22 protein-coding genes are annotated in these 19,015 nt (G+C 58.6%); 7 read left to right on the top strand and 15 right to left on the bottom strand.

The window, feature by feature from the left end:
* Positions 1-4: 4 nt before the first annotated feature.
* A complete protein-coding gene (osmE, locus tag EAH74_RS26495) occupies positions 5-355 on the top strand; it encodes an osmotically-inducible lipoprotein OsmE (protein ID WP_140682284.1) in 351 nt (116 codons plus the stop codon).
* Between the two features lie 57 nt (positions 356-412).
* Here the strand turns inward: osmE and EAH74_RS26490 are convergent, their stop codons facing one another.
* Positions 413-616, bottom strand: coding sequence for a DUF2188 domain-containing protein (locus EAH74_RS26490; protein WP_140682282.1), 204 nt, complete (start codon positions 614-616; stop codon positions 413-415).
* A 211-nt stretch (positions 617-827) separates the two neighbouring features.
* On the opposite strand from EAH74_RS26490, the gene EAH74_RS26485 reads away from it, so the two are divergent.
* Positions 828-1,190, top strand: a complete 363-nt coding sequence (locus EAH74_RS26485) for an NUDIX hydrolase (RefSeq protein ID WP_140682280.1) — start codon at positions 828-830, stop codon at positions 1,188-1,190.
* 5 nt (positions 1,191-1,195) lie between these two features.
* Here the strand turns inward: EAH74_RS26485 and EAH74_RS26480 are convergent, their stop codons facing one another.
* The 4 genes from EAH74_RS26480 to benA all read right to left on the bottom strand — a co-directional run bounded on the left by EAH74_RS26480 (position 1,196) and on the right by benA (position 4,982).
* The gene (locus EAH74_RS26480; RefSeq protein ID WP_008154556.1) at positions 1,196-1,969 is read right to left on the bottom strand and encodes a 1,6-dihydroxycyclohexa-2,4-diene-1-carboxylate dehydrogenase; all 774 of its coding nucleotides are present in this window, start codon (positions 1,967-1,969) and stop codon (positions 1,196-1,198) included.
* Between the two features lie 139 nt (positions 1,970-2,108).
* Entirely contained in the window at positions 2,109-3,122 is a 1,014-nt protein-coding gene (gene benC, locus EAH74_RS26475) for a benzoate 1,2-dioxygenase electron transfer component BenC (protein ID WP_123367996.1), read from the bottom strand.
* A 10-nt stretch (positions 3,123-3,132) separates the two neighbouring features.
* Entirely contained in the window at positions 3,133-3,621 is a 489-nt protein-coding gene (gene benB, locus EAH74_RS26470; protein WP_140682278.1) for a benzoate 1,2-dioxygenase small subunit, read from the bottom strand.
* Complete coding sequence (gene benA, locus EAH74_RS26465; RefSeq protein WP_140682276.1) at positions 3,618-4,982, bottom strand: benzoate 1,2-dioxygenase large subunit; 1,365 nt, start codon at positions 4,980-4,982, stop codon at positions 3,618-3,620. The genes benB and benA overlap by 4 nt, the downstream gene beginning before the upstream one ends.
* 181 nt (positions 4,983-5,163) lie before the next feature.
* On the opposite strand from benA, the gene EAH74_RS26460 reads away from it, so the two are divergent.
* Genes EAH74_RS26460 through EAH74_RS26450 form a run of 3 tightly spaced genes read left to right on the top strand, consistent with a single transcriptional unit; the run spans position 5,164 to position 7,497 of the window.
* Positions 5,164-5,649, top strand: a complete 486-nt coding sequence (locus EAH74_RS26460; RefSeq protein ID WP_140682274.1) for an Hcp family type VI secretion system effector — start codon at positions 5,164-5,166, stop codon at positions 5,647-5,649.
* Positions 5,646-7,127, top strand: a complete 1,482-nt coding sequence (locus EAH74_RS26455; protein WP_140682272.1) for a hypothetical protein — start codon at positions 5,646-5,648, stop codon at positions 7,125-7,127. Before EAH74_RS26460 ends, EAH74_RS26455 begins: the two co-directional genes overlap by 4 nt.
* A complete protein-coding gene (locus tag EAH74_RS26450; protein ID WP_140682270.1) occupies positions 7,114-7,497 on the top strand; it encodes a hypothetical protein in 384 nt (127 codons plus the stop codon). The genes EAH74_RS26455 and EAH74_RS26450 overlap by 14 nt, the downstream gene beginning before the upstream one ends.
* Positions 7,498-8,017: 520 nt before the next feature.
* Here EAH74_RS26450 and EAH74_RS26440 read toward each other — a convergent pair.
* From EAH74_RS26440 to EAH74_RS26425, 4 genes are all read right to left on the bottom strand, one after another.
* Positions 8,018-8,977 carry an AraC family transcriptional regulator gene (locus EAH74_RS26440; protein WP_140682266.1) on the bottom strand — a complete coding sequence of 320 codons (960 nt, stop codon included), beginning with the start codon at positions 8,975-8,977 and terminating at the stop codon, positions 8,018-8,020.
* Between the two features lie 109 nt (positions 8,978-9,086).
* Positions 9,087-10,016 carry a catechol 1,2-dioxygenase gene (gene catA / locus EAH74_RS26435; RefSeq protein WP_140682264.1) on the bottom strand — a complete coding sequence of 310 codons (930 nt, stop codon included), beginning with the start codon at positions 10,014-10,016 and terminating at the stop codon, positions 9,087-9,089.
* A 55-nt stretch (positions 10,017-10,071) separates the two neighbouring features.
* Entirely contained in the window at positions 10,072-10,362 is a 291-nt protein-coding gene (gene catC / locus EAH74_RS26430; RefSeq protein WP_033057703.1) for a muconolactone Delta-isomerase, read from the bottom strand.
* A gap of 10 nt (positions 10,363-10,372) precedes the next feature.
* Complete coding sequence (locus EAH74_RS26425; RefSeq protein WP_140682262.1) at positions 10,373-11,521, bottom strand: muconate cycloisomerase family protein; 1,149 nt, start codon at positions 11,519-11,521, stop codon at positions 10,373-10,375.
* Positions 11,522-11,645: 124 nt separating this feature from the next.
* Between EAH74_RS26425 and EAH74_RS26420 the strand changes: the two genes are divergently transcribed.
* Positions 11,646-12,530: a LysR family transcriptional regulator gene (locus EAH74_RS26420; protein WP_123367988.1), complete on the top strand. Its 885-nt coding sequence runs from the start codon at positions 11,646-11,648 to the stop codon at positions 12,528-12,530.
* Here the strand turns inward: EAH74_RS26420 and EAH74_RS26415 are convergent.
* The 5 genes from EAH74_RS26415 to EAH74_RS26395 form a co-directional block, all read right to left on the bottom strand.
* Positions 12,527-12,769 (bottom strand): DUF1652 domain-containing protein, encoded by a 243-nt coding sequence (locus EAH74_RS26415; RefSeq protein WP_140682260.1) that lies wholly within the window; start codon positions 12,767-12,769, stop codon positions 12,527-12,529. The genes EAH74_RS26420 and EAH74_RS26415 overlap by 4 nt on opposite strands.
* Positions 12,770-12,888: 119 nt before the next feature.
* Entirely contained in the window at positions 12,889-13,788 is a 900-nt protein-coding gene (locus EAH74_RS26410; RefSeq protein WP_140682258.1) for a polysaccharide deacetylase family protein, read from the bottom strand.
* 148 nt (positions 13,789-13,936) lie between these two features.
* Positions 13,937-14,254: an AtuA-related protein gene (locus EAH74_RS26405; protein ID WP_140682256.1), complete on the bottom strand. Its 318-nt coding sequence runs from the start codon at positions 14,252-14,254 to the stop codon at positions 13,937-13,939.
* Complete coding sequence (locus EAH74_RS26400) at positions 14,251-15,615, bottom strand: acyclic terpene utilization AtuA family protein (RefSeq protein WP_140682254.1); 1,365 nt, start codon at positions 15,613-15,615, stop codon at positions 14,251-14,253. Before EAH74_RS26400 ends, EAH74_RS26405 begins: the two co-directional genes overlap by 4 nt.
* A complete protein-coding gene (locus EAH74_RS26395) occupies positions 15,616-16,908 on the bottom strand; it encodes a CitMHS family transporter (protein WP_140682252.1) in 1,293 nt (430 codons plus the stop codon).
* Between the two features lie 131 nt (positions 16,909-17,039).
* Here EAH74_RS26395 and EAH74_RS26390 point away from each other — a divergent pair, with 131 nt between their 5' ends.
* Positions 17,040-17,954 (top strand): LysR family transcriptional regulator, encoded by a 915-nt coding sequence (locus EAH74_RS26390; RefSeq protein ID WP_140682250.1) that lies wholly within the window; start codon positions 17,040-17,042, stop codon positions 17,952-17,954.
* Positions 17,955-17,972: 18 nt separating this feature from the next.
* On the opposite strand, the gene EAH74_RS26385 is transcribed toward EAH74_RS26390, so the two are convergent.
* On the bottom strand, positions 17,973-18,920 hold the full coding sequence (locus EAH74_RS26385) for an ABC transporter substrate-binding protein (RefSeq protein WP_140682248.1): 948 nt from the start codon (positions 18,918-18,920) through the stop codon (positions 17,973-17,975).
* Positions 18,921-19,015 lie beyond the last annotated feature (95 nt).

Raw genomic sequence — 19,015 nt, 5'->3', positions numbered from 1 at the left:
TGCCATGCACAAGCCTCTATGCGCGCTGGCCGTTGTACTGGCCGCGTCGGGTGGCTGCAGCACCGAATCAAGTATCTATCGGGATCAGCCGTTGGTCGCAAAGGTCGAGACTGGCATGAGCAAGGATCAAGTCCAGCAGATTGGCGGCCAGCCTTTATCCATAACGGATCGCACCGTTGAGCCTGGCACTTGCTTTGACTACAAGCTAACGCAGCCCGGCCATCAGCAGACGTACAACGTCAGTTTCGATGGCAGGGGCAAGGTCGACCATACAAGCTTCATGACCTGCGCGGAATGGAGCCACGCGCAGCAAAAAGCCCGAGAGCCTTCCCGCAGTACCGGCGGCGGTTATTAGCCCGGGACTTCAGCGCCCAGCAAAGAAAAGCCCCGGCGAACCGGGGCTGCAAGTGCGCTATTTATCTGATTTCTGGCTGCGTGCAGGCCGACTTGCCCTGGCCTTGTAGCCGGGAAGAGCGGCCGCAAAGGCCAGTGCTTCCTCTCTACTGCCAAAGGCTCCAAGCCGGTTACCTTTGGTGCACACTCGCCATGGGCCGTTGTTCACGCTGAGTACGTCATAACCGTTCATGTGCATTTTGGTCAGCATCGGAACGCTCATAGTCACCTCCATTTCGGCAGTGATGATCCTGGATTCACGTGAATACCTTACACCCGACCTTCCCTGAAGTGCCAACCAGACGTCGCGCCAGGATTCCGACATCCGGTTGCACTTTGAACCTCGTCAATCACTCCAACCATTGAGACAGACACCCCGGCTCGAATATTGCATTTTTATGACTGATTTATGACAAACGGCAATCGGGTAACACATGAAAGTACGCGCGACCGTCATTTGCGAGCAGGACCGGCACATTCTCCTGGTGCGCAAGCCAAGGAGTCGCTGGATGCTGCCCGGCGGAAAGGTTGAGCGTGGTGAAGCCATTGCCGACGCCGCCACGCGAGAACTTCAGGAAGAGACCGGGCTTGGGGTCGACGGGTTGCTGTACCTGATGGAGTTGCAAACGGCCAGCACCCGACACCATGTGTACGAAGCCACAGTGGCGAACGCCGATGAGGCCCGTCCGCAAAACGAAATTTTCGATTGCATCTGGTATCCGCTGGACGCGATCCAGAACCTGAACACCAGCGACGCCACGCTCAAAATCATCAAAGCGTTTCAGCGTCGCTTGTAAATGGATCAACCCTGGTCGCCGCCACCGACCGGCATGATCATGCCGGTGATATAAGACGCTTCGTCGCTGGCCAGAAACAGAATAGCGCTTGCCTGCTCATCCAGCGTGCCATAGCGCTTCATCAAACTGCTGTCGAGCGTCTGGTCGACAATCTGCTGATACCAGACCTTCTCTTGCTCGCTCTGATCGGCGCTGTTGCGCGGAATGACCCGCGGCGGCGCTTCGGTGCCACCGGGCGCGGTGGCATTGACCCGAATCCCGCGACCGGCGGTTTCGAAGGCCAGGCAAGCGGTCAGCGCATTGACCCCACCCTTCGCCGCACCGTACGGCACGCGATTGACACTGCGCGTGGCGATGGAGGAAACGTTGACGATGGCGCCACTTCCCTGTTCAAGCATGAACGGCAACGCGGCGTGACAGCACCACAGCGTCGGGAACAGCGAACGGCGCACTTCAGCCTCGATCTGCGACGCTTCGTAATGCTCAAAAGGCTTGGTCCAGATCGTCCCGCCCACATTATTGACCAGCACATCCAGACGCCCGAAACGCTCGACGGCGGTTTGCATGACGCGGCTGCATTCGCTGTATTGCTCAAGATCGGCGGTCAGCGCGAGCACCTGGCTGCCCTGCCCCAATTGCTGCTGAACCTCGAACACCAGCTCGGAGCGATCGACCAGAATCAACCGCGCACCTTCCGCCGCCATGCGCTCGGCAACGCGCCGACCGATACCTTGGGCAGCGCCGGTGATCAGCGCGACTTTTTCGTGAAATCTGTTCATACCCACCTCGTGTTTGCGCCAACCCCTGCGTAGGAGCTGTCGAGTGAAACGAGGCTGCGATCTTTTGATGTCGCCCTTGTAAAGATCGCAGCCTCGTTTCACTCGACAGCTCCTACAGGGACAATGCCGCAGAGAATACTTACGCCGCGCTGGCGGCAAATTTCTCGTAGTAAAAGTTTGTCGGCGCAATGCCTTTTTCACGGATGAACTGGCTGACCGCCTCGACCATCGGCGGCGGGCCGCACAGGTAGACATCGACGTCGCCTTCGTTCAAATGCTGCGGCTCGATGTGTTGAGTCACGTAGCCCTTGAGCGGATGCTGACTGTCCGGGTTGGCGACGCAGGCACTGAAGCTGAAGTTCGGGATTCGCGCGGCAAACGCTTCGAGTCGATCCATTTCCACCAGATCAAAATCGTTGGTCACGCCGTAGATCAAATGCAGCGGATGTTCACTGCCCTGCTCGGCGATTTTTTCCAGCATTGCCGTGAACGGTGCCAGCCCCGTACCGCCGGCCAGCAGCAACAACGGACGGCGAATGTCGCGCAGGTAGAAACTGCCCAACGGCCCGGCCAGGCTCATACTGTCGCCGGCCTTGGCCATGCCGGTGAGGAAGCTGCTCATCAAGCCGCCGGGCACGTTGCGGATCAGGAAACTGACCTCGCCGTCGCGCTGCAACGAGCTGAACGAATAGGCGCGGGTCTGCTCGCTGCCGGGAATCCCGAGGTTCACGTATTGCCCCGGCAGGAACGCCAGTTTGCTCAGGGCTTCGCCCTTGATCGACAGCGCGATGGTGCTGTCGGACAACTGGCGCACGGCACTGATAGTCGCGTCGTAACTGGCCTGACGGGTGCGGCACACCTCGGATGAGGTCGGCACGCGCACCACACAATCGCTCTGGGCACGCATCTGGCAGGTCAGGACGAAACCTTGCTCGGCCTCTTCCGCGCTGAGCGCGTCTTCGATGTACTCCTCGCCCAACTCATAACGGCCGGCCTCGGCGAAACATTTGCAGGTACCGCAAGCGCCGTCGCGGCAATCCAGTGGAATATTGATGCCTTGTCGATACGCGGCATCGGCCACGGTTTCGCCGACATTGGCGTCGATGAATCGGGTGACGCCGTCTTCGAAATTAAATGCAATGGAATGAGTCATGACCGCTGCCTCACAGGTGGTAGACATCGATGACCTGGCGAACGTAATCGTTCTTCAGGATCACTTTCTTGGCCTTGATCAGCGGGTTTTCACCGCGCACATCGAGGGTGTAGAAACTGCTGCCGAAATAGCTGTCGACGGTCTTGTAGCGAAAGCTCAGGGTGTGCCAGTTGAAGCGCACTTTGCAGAACCCGTCGGCCTGTTCGAGCAGCTCGATGTTGCTGATGTTGTGCGAGGTGCGGGTGTCCGGCATGGTGGCGCTGGAACGCTCGGTCTTGATGCGGAAGACGCGGTCTTCCAGACCGGTGCGGTTGCCGTACCAGATCAGCGAGATTTCCCGCTGCGGGTCTTCGGTCAACTCATCGTTGTCGTCCCAGGACGGCATCCAGAACGTCGCGTCCGGGGCGTACAACTCCAGCCATTCGTCCCATTGCCGGTCATCGAGGTAACGGGCTTCGCGATAGAGAAAATCACGCACGGAGTCATAGGTGATGGTCATTGCACGGCCTCCACAGGAATCAGTTCGGACTGCTCGGCGGCCAGGGCCTTGAGCATGGTCTGCTGCCAATACTTGTGTTGCAGCACGAACAGGCCTTCGTCTTCAGTGCGCACACCGCTGAGCAGCGGATGCAGGTCGATTTCCTTGGCCGCCTCATCAGCGCCTTCGATCCAGTGTTCGGCGCCACGGGACATGTCGTTCCAGGCGGTCACGCTGCCCTGATAACTGGTCTGGCAGGAACGAAACTCTTCCAGGTCGTCCGGGGTGGCCATGCCGCTGACGTTGAAGAAGTCTTCGTACTGACGAATCCGGCTCGAACGGGCGTGGTCGCTTTCGCCTTTGGGGGCGATGCAGTAAATGGTGATTTCCGTGCGGTTGACCGAGATCGGCCGGGCGATACGGATCTGCGAACTGAACTGGTCCATCAGGTACACGTTCGGGTACAGGCACAGATTGCGCGAGTTCTCGATCATCCAGTCGGCGCGGGCCTTGCCGAAGTCCTGGGCCAGTTCATCGCGACGCTCGTACAGCGGACGGTCCTCGGGGTTGGCCCAACGGGTCCAGAGCAACATGTGGCCCTTGTCGAAGGAATAGAAACCACCGCCCTGCTTGGCCCAACTGCCGGCACTCATGGTCGGGTTGCAATCGCCGGCCTCGCGCTGCTTGCGCTGGTTCTGAGTGGCAGCGTAGTTCCAGTGCACGGAGCTGACGTGATAGCCGTCGGCGCCGTTTTCGGCGGTGAGTTTCCAGTTGCCTTCGTAGATGTAGCTGGAGGAACCGCGCAGCACTTCCAGGCCATCGGCGGACTGGTCGACGATCATGTCGATGATCTTCGCCGACTCGCCCAGGTGTTCAACCAGTGGGACTACGTCGGCCTTGAGGCTGCCAAACAGAAAACCGCGATATGACTCGAAACGCGCAACTTTGGTCAGGTCGTGGGAGCCTTCGCAGTTGAAGCTCGACGGGTAGCCCGCTTCGGCCGGATCCTTGACCTTGAGCAGCTTGCCGGAGTTGTTGAAGGTCCAGCCGTGGAATGGGCAGGTGTACGAGCTCTTGTTTCCGGACTTGTGCCGGCACAGCGTCGCGCCACGATGGCTGCAGGCGTTGAGGAACGCATTGAGCTCACCGTCCTTGTTGCGCGCGATGAAGATCGACTGGCGCCCCATGGTGGTGGTGTAGAAGTCGTTTTTGTTGGGGATCTGGCTTTCGTGGGCCAGGTACAGCCAGTTGCCTTCGAAGATGTGCTGCATCTCGAGATCGAACAGCCGCGGGTCGGTGAACATCTCGCGCTTGCAGCGGTAGATGCCTTGTTCTGGATCGTCCTCAAGCAGGGATTGAAGATATTCGGGTCGCAGGGTCATGGCCGCCGCCTCCATTGTTATTGTTCAGGCAAGGCTCATGCTAGGACGGGGCAATGGGGTGGACTATCCGCTGGGTGCAGACCTTTATCCGTTTAGTGCAGAACGTATTTTCGGAATCGGACTACATAACTGCTTACAACTTCTGCCATAGACTGCCCGCCTGACTACAAGGAGTGGTTCTATGGCTAATCACGGTTACATGACCATAAACGGAAAAGCTCAAGGATTGATTTCAGCGGGCTGTTCAACCCAGGACTCTATCGGCAACAAGTATCAGGCAGCGCACACCGATGAAATCATGGTGCTCTCCTACAGCCACAACATCGCCAATATCGGGAACATCAAAAAGTCGACGCATAGTCCGATCATCATCACAAAAGCCGTCGATAAATCATCACCGCTGCTTGCTCAAGCGCTTTCAAACAGAGAAGAAATCAACTGCACGATAAGTTTCTATCGCGTGTCGGCTTTTGGCATGCAGGAAAAGTTTTATACCGTTTCGATCAATGGCGGAGTTATTGCCGACCTGACGCTTGAAATGCCTCATGCCATTTTTCAAAACGACGCCGAGCCCCAGGAACAGGTGGCTATTCGTTACCGCGACATTACCTGGACCCACCACCTGGCAAAAACCGCGGGTTACAGCTCGTGGGGCGATGAAGGATGAGTCCGAATCGTCATGAGCAATGGGAGGTCAACAGTGCCGCGGGCAAACTGGTGGGGCAAGCTCGCACTCTTGGTACCCGTCATCTTGCGCAAGGTATGCTGCGTGAACGGTTCAATCGAGAAGTCGCCTTTTATGCAAAGCGCGTTGCGGACGATGTTGCGCAGGGCAACATAACTCCGGAGCAAGGCATACAGGCGCTTGTGCAAGAACAACGAGACCTGCTTAGCCAATCGCAAGCCGTTACGCGAAAAGCTCAGGGCGCGATCAATGAACGGGTTAAAAGAATCCCGAACTCAACGCTCACACAGCCTTCATTAAAACCCGACCCGGAACGCTTATTGCGCTTTGTCCATGCTCAAAGCCTCGAGTCGACGACCGCGAATTCGCCCGACGCATTGAGGGCAACCTCTTCGCCGCATCCAGTCTCGGACTTGAAGTTTTTTCCTCAAGAGCAATGGCCTGCGGCCGTCCCACAAGAAGAACCAGGGTTCTACGTCGTCCCCAGGAGCACTACCGCTGACAAACTGGAAGCTCAGCTTTTCACTTCAGCCTCCCCCGCCGTCATCGCCAAATTCAAGGCCCTGAATCCGAATCTGGATAAGGTAAAAGCCGGGACGATGATTGTTCTCAGCGATCCGAACAACCAGCAATGTACCTTCGAAGAAGCGCTGTTGATGCAAGCGGCGGGTAATGTAAATAGAGCCCTGAAGCCTCTCAGTTCAGAAGAGGCCGATTTCATGGCGCGTCACTATGATGAGATTGCATTCTTTCTTTCGAAGGGCTCACTCGGTGCCAGCTTCGGACTTTCCATGTTCGCGAAGAACCTGGACGACGTGAATGTCATTCTGCGTGACATCGAGAGTTTGCATACTCGGACTTTCCAGGCCAATGATCACTTGAACACCGCCGAGTTTTACTCCGAACGTAAGCGCCTGCTGGCTCAGTTGAATACCCAGCTCACCAAACTTACAAAAAAGAGCATTGGCTTTCCGGATCACCCCAATCTGAAAAACGTGTTGGGCATATCGACTAAAAGTCTTGTTCATCGCTGGAGAAAAGCTGGGGCTGTTGGACAGATCCCTGGTTATGCCACGCATATTGAAGGCGTTTCTAAAGCGGCGAAGTATGTCAAGTATGGCGGTTGGGTTGGCACTGCTGTGGGCGGTGGAGGGTCAGTTATCAAAGTTCAGGGCGTATGTGCGGCAGAGGATGAGGAGGCTTGTAAGAGGGTGAAATTTACAGAAGTTGGTGGTTTTGCCGGAGGAGTGATAGGTGGTGCTTTCGCGTCAGCAATATTGACCGGCTCAACGGTGGGCTGGGTCTGCGCGGGCTTAGCAATCCCGACGGGAGGAACGGCCACTCTCGCATGCGGCCTGATAGTAGTCGGGGCAGGTTCTTTTGCAGGTGGGTTTTTAGGGGGGGATAGGGGAGAAGCATTAGGCGAATTAATATATGAGAATACAAATGAACAGCATTGAAATAGTTATCGGTTATTCATCCGGGGTAGTGATTATCGCGATGTCTATTTGGATCGTTGTAATGCTACATGTGGCATACACAAAAATGGATTTTATCCTGGATCATTTGAAGAACTGCACAGCCATCATGGTTCGTGCTCCGCTCAGGCACGGTGGTCCGTGGGGAAACTTGATGCTTGTAGGAGGAATTTCAGGAATTATCACGTTCCCCGGATTCTATCTCAAAAGGGGCGAGCTAAGCTCAGAAGACTTGCAAGCCTTCCCTCGCTTCCTAAAACGTAAGTTAATAATTATGCACTGGAGCGCACTGGGGCTTTTCGCAGCACTAATTTTACTTGTGTTGATCGGAAACTCCGGACTGTTCTATTGATCGGCGCGCCCATTCCTGCAGAGAAAAAATCTACGAGACCATTAAGTGAGCATAAGTACCGCGGACAAAATATTTCTTTGTGTCGGTTTAATCGACTTTGCGGGCATATTCATAATAATTGGCATATCACTCCACCTTGCCTACACAAAAATGGATGTGATGCTAAATCACCTGCAAAATTGCCCCGCAGTTATGATTCGAGCACCATTCAGGAACGGCGGACCTTGGGGGAATATGTTTTTACTGGGCGCCATAATGGGAGTAATGACTACACCTCGCCTTTACCTACGCGATGGAGGTGCCAGCGCCGAGGACTTGAAGAACTTCCCTGCTGTCTTAAGGCGAAAGCTGATTGTTTTACAGTGGACCGGCTGGGGACTTTTACTCGTAATGTTTGGCCTTGTCGCAGCCGCTGAGCTTGAACTAGTCTGAAAAAATCTTTATCCCTTTTGCAGGCAAATCAGTTTGGATAACCGGTGGATTGGCTAACTTCGAGAGGCCCGTGAAGCCTCCCTGCATCTCACTCCCGCCGCTTCAGCGTATCCGACGGCAACTCCCCGAACTGCTTGCGATAGTTATCCGAAAACCGGCCCAGGTGCAGAAAACCGTAATCCATCGCCACTTCCGTGACATTACGCACGTTGCAGGTCGGGTCGCTCAGGCAGGCGTTGATGCGCTCAAGGCGTTTTTGCCGGATGTAGTTTTTCGGCGTGGTGCCGGCGTTGCGTTCAAACAATCCGTACAACGAGCGCAGACTCATCCGCGCCTGGCGTGCCAGTTCTTCGCTGTCGATGTCCTGCTTGAGATGGCCCGCAATGTAGTTGGCAATCACCTCGAACGTAGCCGTCTGTGAGCCGAGACTGATACGGCTGACGTTGGTCTTCATCAGGCTGAGCATCTTGCTGACGATGATCTGCGCGTAGTGCTCCTGCACCTTGGGAATCTGCTCGGTGGCCTCGGCTTCCTGGCAAATCATCGCCAGCAGACCGACAAAGCCTTCCAGCTCATCGAGCTGATAGCGATTCTCCAGAAACCGCACACCCTGCCCCGGATACCGCCAGCGCTGCTCATCGCACACGGATTCCAGCAACGACGTGGGAACTTTCAGGATGAATTTTTCGCAATCGTCGGAATACGTCAGGTCCACCGGATCGTCGGGATTGATCAGCAGCAACTCGCCGGGCGCAAAGTAGTGCTCCTGGCCGTGCCCGCGCCACAGGCAATTGCCGCGCAACAACACTTGCAGGTGATAGATGCTTTCCAGCGCGCCCGACGTGACGCGCACGCTGCCGCCGTAACTGATGCGGCACAGGTCGAGGCTGGCAAACTTGCGGTGATTGAGGCTGGCCAGCGGTCGCCCGGCCCGGGGCATCAGAATGCAATGGTTACCGACATGCTGATTGACGTACCCCGACACCGCGTAAGGGTCGGCGTGGTCGAATACGGTGCTGCGCTGACTCAACAGTTGCGCTTGCATCATCGGGTCACTCTCATTGTTGTTATAGGTTGCGTCGGGCCATTCCAGAAACACAGAAGGCCACGAGATAAACGGTCGGTTTCTCGTGGCCCAGTTCCGCTGTTCGAGGATATCAGTCCTCGAGTGCGCGGACCCGCTCGTGGCGTTGCTGCTCGTCGGGTTGCGCGGAGGTCTGCAAGGTGAAATCGAAGTCGATTTCGGCAAAACGACCGCTCACACCATGGGCCGCCGCACGTGCTTGATCGTCGCTGAAGGTGATCTTCGCGATCAACTCGTCACGGGTGGCATAGGCGAAATCGTCGTGCAGGTATTGATCGCCATCGAGGTTGATCTGGGTGGTCAGGTGACGATGATCCGGCGCGGAGATGAAGAAGTGAATGTGCGCCGGCCGTTGACCATGACGGCCCAGTTGATCGAGCAGGTGCTGGGTCGGACCGTCCGGCGGGCAGCCATAGCCCGACGGCACGATGCTGCGAAAGCGATAACGACCCTCGGCATCGGTGACGATACGACGACGCAGGTTGAACTCCGATTGAGTGGTATCGAAGTAGGAGTAAGTGCCGCCGGTGTTGGCGTGCCAGACATCGACCACGGCACCAGCCAACGGTTCGCCGGCGGTGTTCTTGACCTGGCCCTGCATGAACAGCACTACACCCGGATCGACGCCGTCATCGAGACGCGCTTCGCCTTCCGACAACGGCGCACCCGCCACGTACAGCGGGCCTTCGATGGTCCGCGGTGTGCCGCCAGCCTTGCCGGCCTGTTCATCTTCAGCGTCCATCAACAGGTCGAGATAATGTTCGAGACCGAGCCCGGCCACCACCAACCCGGCCTCTTGACGCGCACCCAGCACGTTGAGGTAGTTGACGGCTTTCCAGAACTCTTCCGGCGTTACGGCCAGGTCTTCGATGATGTTCACCGAATCACGCAGGATGCGGTAAACCAGGGCCTTGACCCGTGGGTCGCCGGCGTCATTGAGCAGACCGCTGGCCTCTTCGAGAAACTTCTGGACACTGGCAGTGTGGGAAATCTTGACGTTCATTTTGGTGGGTTCCTCATCTTGTAATTATTAGCGTAGCGAACTGAACAGGCTGGGTTCAGCGGTCATCTTCGCGAATGGAAGAAGGATGCCGGCACATCGCCTCGACCTCGATCGCCATGTACGGAAACAGCGGCAATTGCATGAGCAGGTCGTGCAGTTCCTGCACACTGTCGACGTCGAAAACGCTGTAATTGGCATAGTGCCCGGCGATGCGCCACAAGTGACGCCACTTGCCTTGCTCTTGCAGGCGTTGGGCCAGGGCTTTTTCGTCAGCCTTCAATGTGGCGGCTGCTTGCGGATTCATATCGACCGGCAGGTTCACGGTCATTTTTACGTGGAACAGCATAATGCTCTCCTCAGGCTTGATGAATGGCAGTAGACGTTTTGTCACGACGGAAGAACGCCAGACGCTCTTCATCGAGGTTCAAGCCCAGCCCCGGTGTTTTCGGCACGTGCAACTCAAAATCGCGATAGACCAGCGGCTCGCTGAGAATGTCTTCAGTCAGCAGCAATGGACCGAACAGCTCGGTGTCCCACGCCAGTTTGTTCAGCGTGACAAAAGCATGGGCCGAGGCCAGGGTGCCGATGCCACCTTCGAGCATGGTGCCGCCATACAGGCCGATACCGGCGGCTTCGGCGATGGCCGCGGTTCGCAGCACGGCGCGCGGGCCGCCGTTCTTGGCGATCTTCAAGGCAAACACTGACGCCGCGCCTTCACGGGCCAGATTGAACGCATCCTCCACGCATTCGATGGATTCATCGGCCATGATCGGCGCCGGGCTCATGGCATTCAGGCGCGCCATGCCGGCGCGGTTGTTGCGCGAGATCGGCTGTTCGATCAGGTCGATGCCGTTGGTTCCCAGGATCCGGCAGGCGCGCAGCGCGACCGCTTCATCCCAGGCCTGATTGACATCGACCCGCACACTGGCGCGGTCGCCCAAGGCTTTTTTGATCGCGATGACATGGGCCAGGTCGCGGTTGACCTCACCGGCACCGATTTTCAGCTTGAAGATCCGATGGCGGCGCAGGTCGAGCATCTTTTCCGCTTCGGCGATGTCCTTGTCGGTGTCGCCACTGGCCAGGGTCCACGCCACTGGCAGTGCATCGCGAACACGGCCACCCAGCAACTCGCTGACCGGCAGCCCAAGGCGTTTGCCCTGAGCGTCGAGCAACGCGGTTTCGATACCTGATTTAGCGAACGTGTTGCCACGGATGCTGCGTTCCAGGCGCAACATCGCGGCATTCACGTTGGCGCTGTCCTGGCCCAGCAACAGCGGCGCGAAGTGTTTGTCGATGTTGGTCTTGATGCTGTCAGGGCTTTCATTGCCGTAGGCCAGGCCACCAATGGTGGTGGATTCGCCAATACCTTCAATGCCGTCGGCGCAGCGCACGCGAATGATCACCAGCGTCTGGTTCTGCATGGTGTGCATCGCCAGCTTGTGCGGGCGGATGGTCGGCAGATCGACGATGATCGTCTCGATCGATTCAATGGCTGTTGCAAGCATGTCGATACCCGTCAGGTTCTTAAAGTTCTGAAACCGATTCTGGTACGGCTTTTTTCGGGAAGCCAAATTAGAATTGGTCTGACTTGATACCTTTAAGGTATGAAAACTGGTTTCCGGAGGTCCCATGGAACTGCGTCACCTGCGGTATTTTCAGGTGTTGGCTCAAACCCTCAATTTCACCCGTGCCGCCGAGCTTCTGCACATTGCCCAACCACCGCTGAGCCGGCAGATGCAGCAACTGGAGGATGAACTCGGGGTGTTGTTGCTGGAGCGCGGGCGGCCGCTGAAGCTGACCGATGCCGGGCGGTTTTTCCATGAGCACTCCACCGCCCTGCTTGAGCAACTGAGCAAGGTGTGCGACAACACGCGACGGATCGGTCTGGGCGAAAAGACCTGGCTGGGCATCGGTTTCGCCCCGTCGACGCTCTACGGCGTGCTGCCGGAACTGATTCGCCGTTTGCGCAGCGGCGAGCCCCTGGAGCTTGAACTGGGGCTATCGGAAATGACCACGTTGCAGCAAGTGCAGGCGCTCAAGGCCGGGCGTATCGATATCGGCTTCGGGCGAATCCGCATCGACGACCCGGCGATCATCCAGACGGTGTTGACCGAAGATCGGCTGGTCGCCGCCCTGCCCGCGGGTCACCCATTACTGGCCGGGCCGATCAGTCTTCGCGAACTGGCGAAAGAACCTTTTGTGCTGTACCCCGGCAACCCGCGCCCGAGCTACGCCGACCATGTGATCGCGTTATTCGAATCCTATGGCGTGAGTATTCATGTGGCGCAATGGACCAACGAGCTGCAAACAGCCATCGGTCTGGTGGGAGCGGGAATCGGCGTCACCCTGGTGCCGGCCTCGGTGCAATTGCTGCACCGCGACGACATTGGTTTCACTGCGCTTTTGGAAGAAAACGCGACCTCGCCGATTATTCTCAGCAGGCGCGTGGGCGACGTATCGCCGGGGTTGAATCATTGCTTGCAGATGATTGATGAACTACAACCGCGGGCCTAGCCGGCAAACGCCCGACGACCGGCGCGCATCTCGATGCGCAACTCGCCAATCAGATTGGAGATATCACGAACGGTGGTCAGCCGTTCGGGTGATACACCAGTAATCAACAGATCAATTCGCCCGGCGGCGGGTTCGTAGACTTTGATCCGTAACGTTCCGTCGGGATTCACCGTGCAGGCACAGGAAAGCGGTTGAAAACCGGACTCAACAATGCGGCAAAGCTCAGGAACTGAAACCATGACTGGCGCCTCCGTGGCCATTAATCGGATCCAACTTGCTCAGCATAGATGCGCTTTTCCCATCCTGCGCCCACCAATGCTCAAAATAAGTGTTAGCTGTTTCTCATTTTGGCGACCTTTCAGTGAGAATCCCCACCCCAGATCCAATTCCACAGCCCCGGCAATTTTACCGGCTGTGAACTGTCGCGAACCGTACGCGCCATGGCGGCCCGTTGCAGCGCTGCCGTGTCGTCGTAAAACGGCTTTTCGGCGGTTTTCACACCGGTTGCCTGTGCACTGTCGAGGAGGATTTGCAGGTATTCGCGAGTATGCCGGGCGGTGTAGCGATTGAGGTCGTGGAAGGTCACCACCACCGGAATCACCCCGTCCACCACCGGTAACTCGCCAAGGGCGATACGCTCGCGCACTTCGGACATTGTGCGCAAGAAGTGGGCCCGACGTCGGGGACTGGCGTTGAAACCCCAGATCTTGCCGTCATTGGCGCTCAGGTCGGTCAGCAGCACATGCATGCCGTGTTGCTGATAGGCCGCGAAAGTGCGTTTGTCGTAGTTCCAGAATGGCGGGCGCACCAGGGTCGGTGGCGCACCGGTGATCGCGGCGATGTCGGCGCTGCCGTTGGTGAGGGACTGTTCCAGTTCCTGTGGGTCCAGAGAGCGATGATTGGTGTGCCCGGGCGTGGCCGTGTGAAAGCCCAGGATCTGACCTTCGGCCTGTTCGCGATGCATGACCTGGCGCCCTATTTCACTGCCGCCGGCGCGTGAGGCACGGGTCTGCACGAAGAACACCGCTTTGAGGTTCGGTTGCACCGGGTTAGTGGCCAGACTGTCGAGCACCGTCATCGTTGGATTCCAGAAACTCGATGCGCTGGGACCGTCGTCGAAGGTCAGCAGAAAACGGATCGGTGGTTGCGCGCTCAGACGCTGTTCGGTCTGCGGCGTCATTTCGATGGGAGAAGCGATACACCCAACCAGCCCTGTGGCGATGATGAGTGCAGAGAAAACCTTGAACAGCTGTTTCATGTTTTGCCTTGGGCCAGACCGTTGCGGTCAACACTTCAAAGGGCAAAAATCCTTCGCCCGTTCATCCTTCGTCGGCCCGCAGGTCGCTGCGGGCCGAGGTTGGATAAGGGTACACAGTGTTTGGTTCCGGCGTCGCCTCATCACGCGCTCATAGTTCCAGGTCGAGCAATGCCGCACCCAGCGCTTTGCCGTGGGCATCGAGCGCCAGGGAGCGGGTCACGCCGCCGCGCAGAATGCCCGGCAAGACGAAATTGAGCGCATGGACGTTCGGCAACTCATAGCGCCGCACCGGCGGACTGCGTGGGCCGAGCAGTTCGGCGAAATGCTCGGTCACCCGCTCCACCGTCAGCCACTGACACAGGCGCGGATAGTCTTCGGCACGAAAGGCAATCACTGAGATGTTGGAGGTATCGCCCTTGTCACCCGTTCGAGAGTGGGCCAGTTCACGCAGTTTGATGCCACTCATACGCTGTCCTCCAAATGAACCTGCAGAGTGACGGCATCGCGCGGCAGCAATAGCGAAGCCACCGCCACCACCTGCCGCACCGACTTGCTTGCTCCGCCACCGCCGTAAGGGCCATTGGTGTAGAGGGTTTCCACTTCATTGCCGATGCGCAGCGCTTCGGCGCGATCGGCGCAACGTGCCGCCACTCGCAGGCGCACTTCCCAGGGTTCACTGTCCGTCCGTGAACCCAATTCAGTACCGTGCAAGGCATCGACGCCGATCAACTCAGCGCGGATCTCCTCAAACACCACGCCCGTCAGTTTCAAGCGTTCCAGTACCACCTCTCGCGCCAATCGCCCTCGCGCCAACGCGCCCGGCCCGCCATAGGACATCTGGCCCTCGCCGATCCAGCCATCGAGATAACCCACCGAGACTTTCAATGACTGCGGTCGTGCCCGGCCGTCGGCGCCTTGGGCCATCACCCGGTCCGGCCCTTGGGCCGTGAAGGACACACCCGAAAAATCGGCAGTGACGTCCGGTGTCAGGTAGGCGGCCGGGTCATGCACTTCATAGATCATCTGTTCGGTGCATGTCGCTGTATCGATGCGCCCGCCAGAACCGGCGACTTTGCTGATCACCGCGCGCCCCGTGGCATCCACCTCGGCCAGTGGGAACCCCAGGCGCGCCAGATCCGCCACCTCCTTGAACCCCGGATCGGCAAAATAACCACCGCTGATCTGCCCTGCACACTCGAGCAAATGCCCCACTAGCGTGCCGCGTCCCAACAGCGGCCAATCATCCGCCGCCCAGCCGAATTCGAACATCTGGGGTGCGAGGAACAGCGAAGGGTCCGCCACACGGCCGGTGATGATCACATCGGCATCGGCGTGCAGCGCGTCGATGATGCCTTCCACACCCAGATACGCATTGGCCGAAATGACGCGATCACCCAGGGACGCCAACGTGCTGCCGTTATCCAGGGGCTGCGACAGATCGCGCAACAGTGTCGCCAGTACATCGTCACCGGTCAGCGCCGCCACTTTCAGCCCTGACAAACCCAATTGTGCGGCGAGCCGTCGGACTTCGCGCGCCGCGGCCAGCGGATTGGCGGCGCCCATGTTGGTGATCACCCGCAAACGTCGGCGCTGGCCATCCGCGCCACGACCGACAAAGGGCAGCACGCGACGCATGCGCTCCCCCAGCAACGGGTCGAAGCCCGCTTCCGGGTCAACCAGCCGTGCCTGCTGGGCCAGGGCGATGGTGCGCTCGGCCAGGCATTCGAACACCAGATAGTCCAACTCACCGTGCTCGGCCAGTTCGATGGCCGGTTCGATGCGGTCGCCGGAGTAACCGGCACCGGAGCCGATGCGTAAGGTTTTCATTCAGAAGACTCCAAGAAGCAGCGCTGTCAGGGTCATGAGCACCGAGGCCGCGAACATAAACGGGATGGTGAAGCGTTGGTGATCCGCCAGTTCGATCTTGCACAACCCCACCAACAGAAAGGTCGCGGGGGTCAGCGGGCTGACCGGGAACCCGGTGGTGTGCACCCCCAGCAATGACGCTTGGGCCACTTGCACAGGGTCGACGCCCAAGGCCCGGCCGACTTCAGCCACCACCGGCATGATGCCGAAATAGAAGGAATCGGGATCGAACAGCAGGCTCAAGGGCATGGAGATGAAGCCCACCACCATCGGAATCAACTTGCCGTGCCCGGCGGGAATCTGCGCCACCGCGACCTCGGCCATGGCCTTGAGCATCCCGCTGCCCTGCATGATCCCGGTGAACACACCGGCCGCCAGAAGAATGCTGGCCATGGTCAGCGCCGTTTTCGCATGGGCGTCGATACGTGCACGTTGGGCATCGACGTTGGGGTAGTTGAGGCACAAAGCGAGCACCGTACCGAGCATGAACATCACCACCGGGTCGACAATCCCGGCAATCATCACGCCCATCACCACCACGGTCAGCACCAGATTGACCCAAAACAGCTGCGGCTTGCGCAGCGCGTTCTCGGCGTCGCTCAGCACCCGTTTCGGCATCACATCCACCGACACTCCGGCACCCAGACCCAAGCGCCGCTCTTCGCGACGACCGAGGAACCAGGCGCAGGTAAAGACGAACACCAGCCCGACGATCTGCACCGGGATCAGTGGTTGAAACAGGTCGGCCACCGGCACATGCAAAGCGGCCGAAGAACGCAGGACCGGACCGGTCCAGGGCAGGAAGTTGACCCCGGCGGCCATGGCCGTGACGCAGGCCAGAATGCGCTTATCCATGCCCAGCCGCGTGTACAACGGCAGCATGGCCGGGATGGTCACCAGGAAGGTGACAGCCCCCGAACCGTCCAGGTGCACCAGCAACGCCAATAGCGCAGTGCCCATGACAATCCGCGTCGGGCGGGTCCCGACTCGGTGCAGGATCCGGTCGATGATCGGGTCCAGCATGCCAGCATCCGTCATCACGCCGAAGAACAGAATCGCGAACACAAACATCCCGACCACGGGGGCCACGTTCTTGATTCCGGTAATGATGAAGGCACTGGTCTGCAGACCGAATCCACCGATCAGTGCGGCGATGATCGGCAGGGCGATCAAGGCAACCAGGGGTGAAAGGCGTTTGCTCATGACAGCAGCAAGCAAACTGAGAATGGTAATGACACCGAGTGTGGCAAGCATGGGCAGATCCTGTTCGTCATCTCTGATCGCCTGGGCGATGAGACGCGCTGTTGTTGTTTTCACCGAGTATTGGAATTGCAGGTAATCTTTGTAAATTGAAATGTTCGGTAGCCAGCATTCGGAAAAACAAAATGAAGAATTCGATCCAACACATCCGCGCCTTTCTGGCCGTTGCACAAACCGGAAGTTTTTCCAGGGCGGCGGTGGCGGTGAACCTCTCGCCTTCGGCATTGACGGTGCAAATTCAACAACTGGAGGATTGGCTCGGCGTTGCCCTGCTCGAACGCAGCCCACGCCACGTCAGCCTCACCAGCGCCGGACAAAGCGCATTGCGGCCAATGGAGAAGTTGCTGCTGGACCTTGAAAACATCGTCACCGCCTCGCGAGACCTGGCATCGTTGCGCCGCGGCGTCGTGACCATCGCCGCCCTGCCCTCGCTGTGCGCCTCAACCCTGCCACCGCTTCTGAAGCGGTTTCGCGAGCAGTTTCCGGGCGTGGAAGTTCGCCTGCGGGACGTCGTCGCCCAGCGTATCGACACGCTGGTACGCGATGGAGAAGTGGATTTTGGCCTCGGCGTCCGGGCACGAATGAGCCATGGGCTGGAATTTCAGGTGGTCATGGAAGATCGGCTGTGTCTGTTCGTCCCCGCCGATCACCCGCTGGCCCAGCGACGCTCAGTCACCTTGGGCGAGTTGACGGCTCATCCGATCATCCTGACCGGGCGCGACAGCAGCGTGCGCGAATTGGTCGAGCAACTGTTCGCAGACGCGCAACTGCCGTTGTCGCCGGGACTGGAGGCCAATTACATGTCGACGGTGCTGGCGCTGGTGCGTCAGGGGCTGGGCATGAGCCTGCTGCCTGAGTCGGCGGACGACGGCCGCGATGATCTGGTCAAAGTGCCGGTGGATCATCCGGGCGTCACACGCTCTATCGGCCTGATCACCCGCACGGGGCAAGCCATGGCGCCCGCCGCGCTACGCTTCATCGAGATGCTGCAAAGCACCTCGACCGGCTTGCACACATTCGCGCAAGAAGCGACCCGGTGATGACGTAACGCCGCACGTTTATTCAGCCAACGCCTGCTGAAACGAGCTGTCGATAATCGGCGCAGTCGCCAACGCAGCCGGCAGCGCTTTTACCTTGAACAGGAAGTCCGCGGTGCTTTGCAGATCCTCTGCTGCCTGCGCATCCACCGGGCCGACGGTCATGTGGGCCTGGCGTAACCAATGGCGCGAGACGTTCTGGTCAAGGTTGGCTTTCTTCGCCCAGAGATCGGCGTACTCGTCGGTGTGGTTGTCGACCCAGGCCCGGGCCTTTTTCAGGCGTACCAGAAAATCGGCAATGGCTTCGCGTTTGCTGTCGATCGACGGCGTCGAGGCGGCGATAGCGCTCAGGCCGGGCATCAGGTTCTTGGCGGTGAGGATCGGCCGGGCGCCGGAGAACAGAATCTGCTGGGAGATGTAAGGTTCCCAGACCGGGAACGCGTCGATGCTGCCCTGAGGCAACGCGGCGGCGGCATCGATCGGCATCAGTTTGATGAAGTCGACATAGTCTTCCGGCAGGTCGGCTTTTTCCAGGGCGCGCAGGGTCAGTTGCTGGCTCCAGGCACCGGGCCAGTAAGCGACTTTCTTACCTTTCAGATCGGCGATGGATTTGACCGGCGAATCCTTGGGCACCAGCAAGGCGATGGTGTCGGGGTTCTGCCGCGACACGCCGATCAGCTTCACCGGCGCCTGCCTGGCGACGAGGAACAGAAAACCCGAATCGCCGAGAAAACCCAGATCCAGCGCGCCGGTATTCAGCGCTTCGGCCAGTGGCGCGGCGGCCTGGAAGTGCTTCCAGTCGACGGTATACGGCGCGTCTTTCAGTACGCCCGAGGCCTCCACCGAAGCGCGAATGTTGTAGTAGTTCTGATCACCGACGTGCAGGACGACGGGCTCGGCGGCGTAAGCCAGTGGTGCGGCGAACAGTGCGCTGGTCAGCAGACTGCGCACGAATCGGGACAGGTTCATCGGGGGCTCCTTGAGGGTGATTGCGATAGACCATAACGCTCTTACAAGAAGCTTTTAAAATTCGATTTATGCATAAGCTCATGACCAGCTGCGAA

The sequence above is a fragment of the Pseudomonas mandelii genome (assembly GCF_006438925.1).
Classification (GTDB): domain Bacteria; phylum Pseudomonadota; class Gammaproteobacteria; order Pseudomonadales; family Pseudomonadaceae; genus Aquipseudomonas; species Aquipseudomonas mandelii_C.
The sequence above is the reverse complement of the archived record's forward strand: the minus strand, read 5'-3'. Positions and strand labels throughout refer to the sequence as shown.

What these genes read in the sequence shown, in the direction of transcription:
- osmE (WP_140682284.1), top strand. Translation starts at nt 5, where the DNA reads ATGCACAAGCCTCTATGCGCGCTGGCCGTTGTACTGGCCGCGTCGGGT.
- EAH74_RS26490 (WP_140682282.1), bottom strand. Translation starts at nt 616, where the DNA reads ATGAGCGTTCCGATGCTGACCAAAATGCACATGAACGGTTATGACGTA.
- EAH74_RS26485 (WP_140682280.1), top strand. Translation starts at nt 828, where the DNA reads ATGAAAGTACGCGCGACCGTCATTTGCGAGCAGGACCGGCACATTCTC.
- EAH74_RS26480 (WP_008154556.1), bottom strand. Translation starts at nt 1,969, where the DNA reads ATGAACAGATTTCACGAAAAAGTCGCGCTGATCACCGGCGCTGCCCAA.
- benC (WP_123367996.1), bottom strand. Translation starts at nt 3,122, where the DNA reads ATGACTCATTCCATTGCATTTAATTTCGAAGACGGCGTCACCCGATTC.
- benB (WP_140682278.1), bottom strand. Translation starts at nt 3,621, where the DNA reads ATGACCATCACCTATGACTCCGTGCGTGATTTTCTCTATCGCGAAGCC.
- benA (WP_140682276.1), bottom strand. Translation starts at nt 4,982, where the DNA reads ATGACCCTGCGACCCGAATATCTTCAATCCCTGCTTGAGGACGATCCA.
- EAH74_RS26460 (WP_140682274.1), top strand. Translation starts at nt 5,164, where the DNA reads ATGGCTAATCACGGTTACATGACCATAAACGGAAAAGCTCAAGGATTG.
- EAH74_RS26455 (WP_140682272.1), top strand. Translation starts at nt 5,646, where the DNA reads ATGAGTCCGAATCGTCATGAGCAATGGGAGGTCAACAGTGCCGCGGGC.
- EAH74_RS26450 (WP_140682270.1), top strand. Translation starts at nt 7,114, where the DNA reads ATGAACAGCATTGAAATAGTTATCGGTTATTCATCCGGGGTAGTGATT.
- EAH74_RS26440 (WP_140682266.1), bottom strand. Translation starts at nt 8,977, where the DNA reads ATGATGCAAGCGCAACTGTTGAGTCAGCGCAGCACCGTATTCGACCAC.
- catA (WP_140682264.1), bottom strand. Translation starts at nt 10,016, where the DNA reads ATGAACGTCAAGATTTCCCACACTGCCAGTGTCCAGAAGTTTCTCGAA.
- catC (WP_033057703.1), bottom strand. Translation starts at nt 10,362, where the DNA reads ATGCTGTTCCACGTAAAAATGACCGTGAACCTGCCGGTCGATATGAAT.
- EAH74_RS26425 (WP_140682262.1), bottom strand. Translation starts at nt 11,521, where the DNA reads ATGCTTGCAACAGCCATTGAATCGATCGAGACGATCATCGTCGATCTG.
- EAH74_RS26420 (WP_123367988.1), top strand. Translation starts at nt 11,646, where the DNA reads ATGGAACTGCGTCACCTGCGGTATTTTCAGGTGTTGGCTCAAACCCTC.
- EAH74_RS26415 (WP_140682260.1), bottom strand. Translation starts at nt 12,769, where the DNA reads ATGGTTTCAGTTCCTGAGCTTTGCCGCATTGTTGAGTCCGGTTTTCAA.
- EAH74_RS26410 (WP_140682258.1), bottom strand. Translation starts at nt 13,788, where the DNA reads ATGAAACAGCTGTTCAAGGTTTTCTCTGCACTCATCATCGCCACAGGG.
- EAH74_RS26405 (WP_140682256.1), bottom strand. Translation starts at nt 14,254, where the DNA reads ATGAGTGGCATCAAACTGCGTGAACTGGCCCACTCTCGAACGGGTGAC.
- EAH74_RS26400 (WP_140682254.1), bottom strand. Translation starts at nt 15,615, where the DNA reads ATGAAAACCTTACGCATCGGCTCCGGTGCCGGTTACTCCGGCGACCGC.
- EAH74_RS26395 (WP_140682252.1), bottom strand. Translation starts at nt 16,908, where the DNA reads ATGCTTGCCACACTCGGTGTCATTACCATTCTCAGTTTGCTTGCTGCT.
- EAH74_RS26390 (WP_140682250.1), top strand. Translation starts at nt 17,040, where the DNA reads ATGAAGAATTCGATCCAACACATCCGCGCCTTTCTGGCCGTTGCACAA.
- EAH74_RS26385 (WP_140682248.1), bottom strand. Translation starts at nt 18,920, where the DNA reads ATGAACCTGTCCCGATTCGTGCGCAGTCTGCTGACCAGCGCACTGTTC.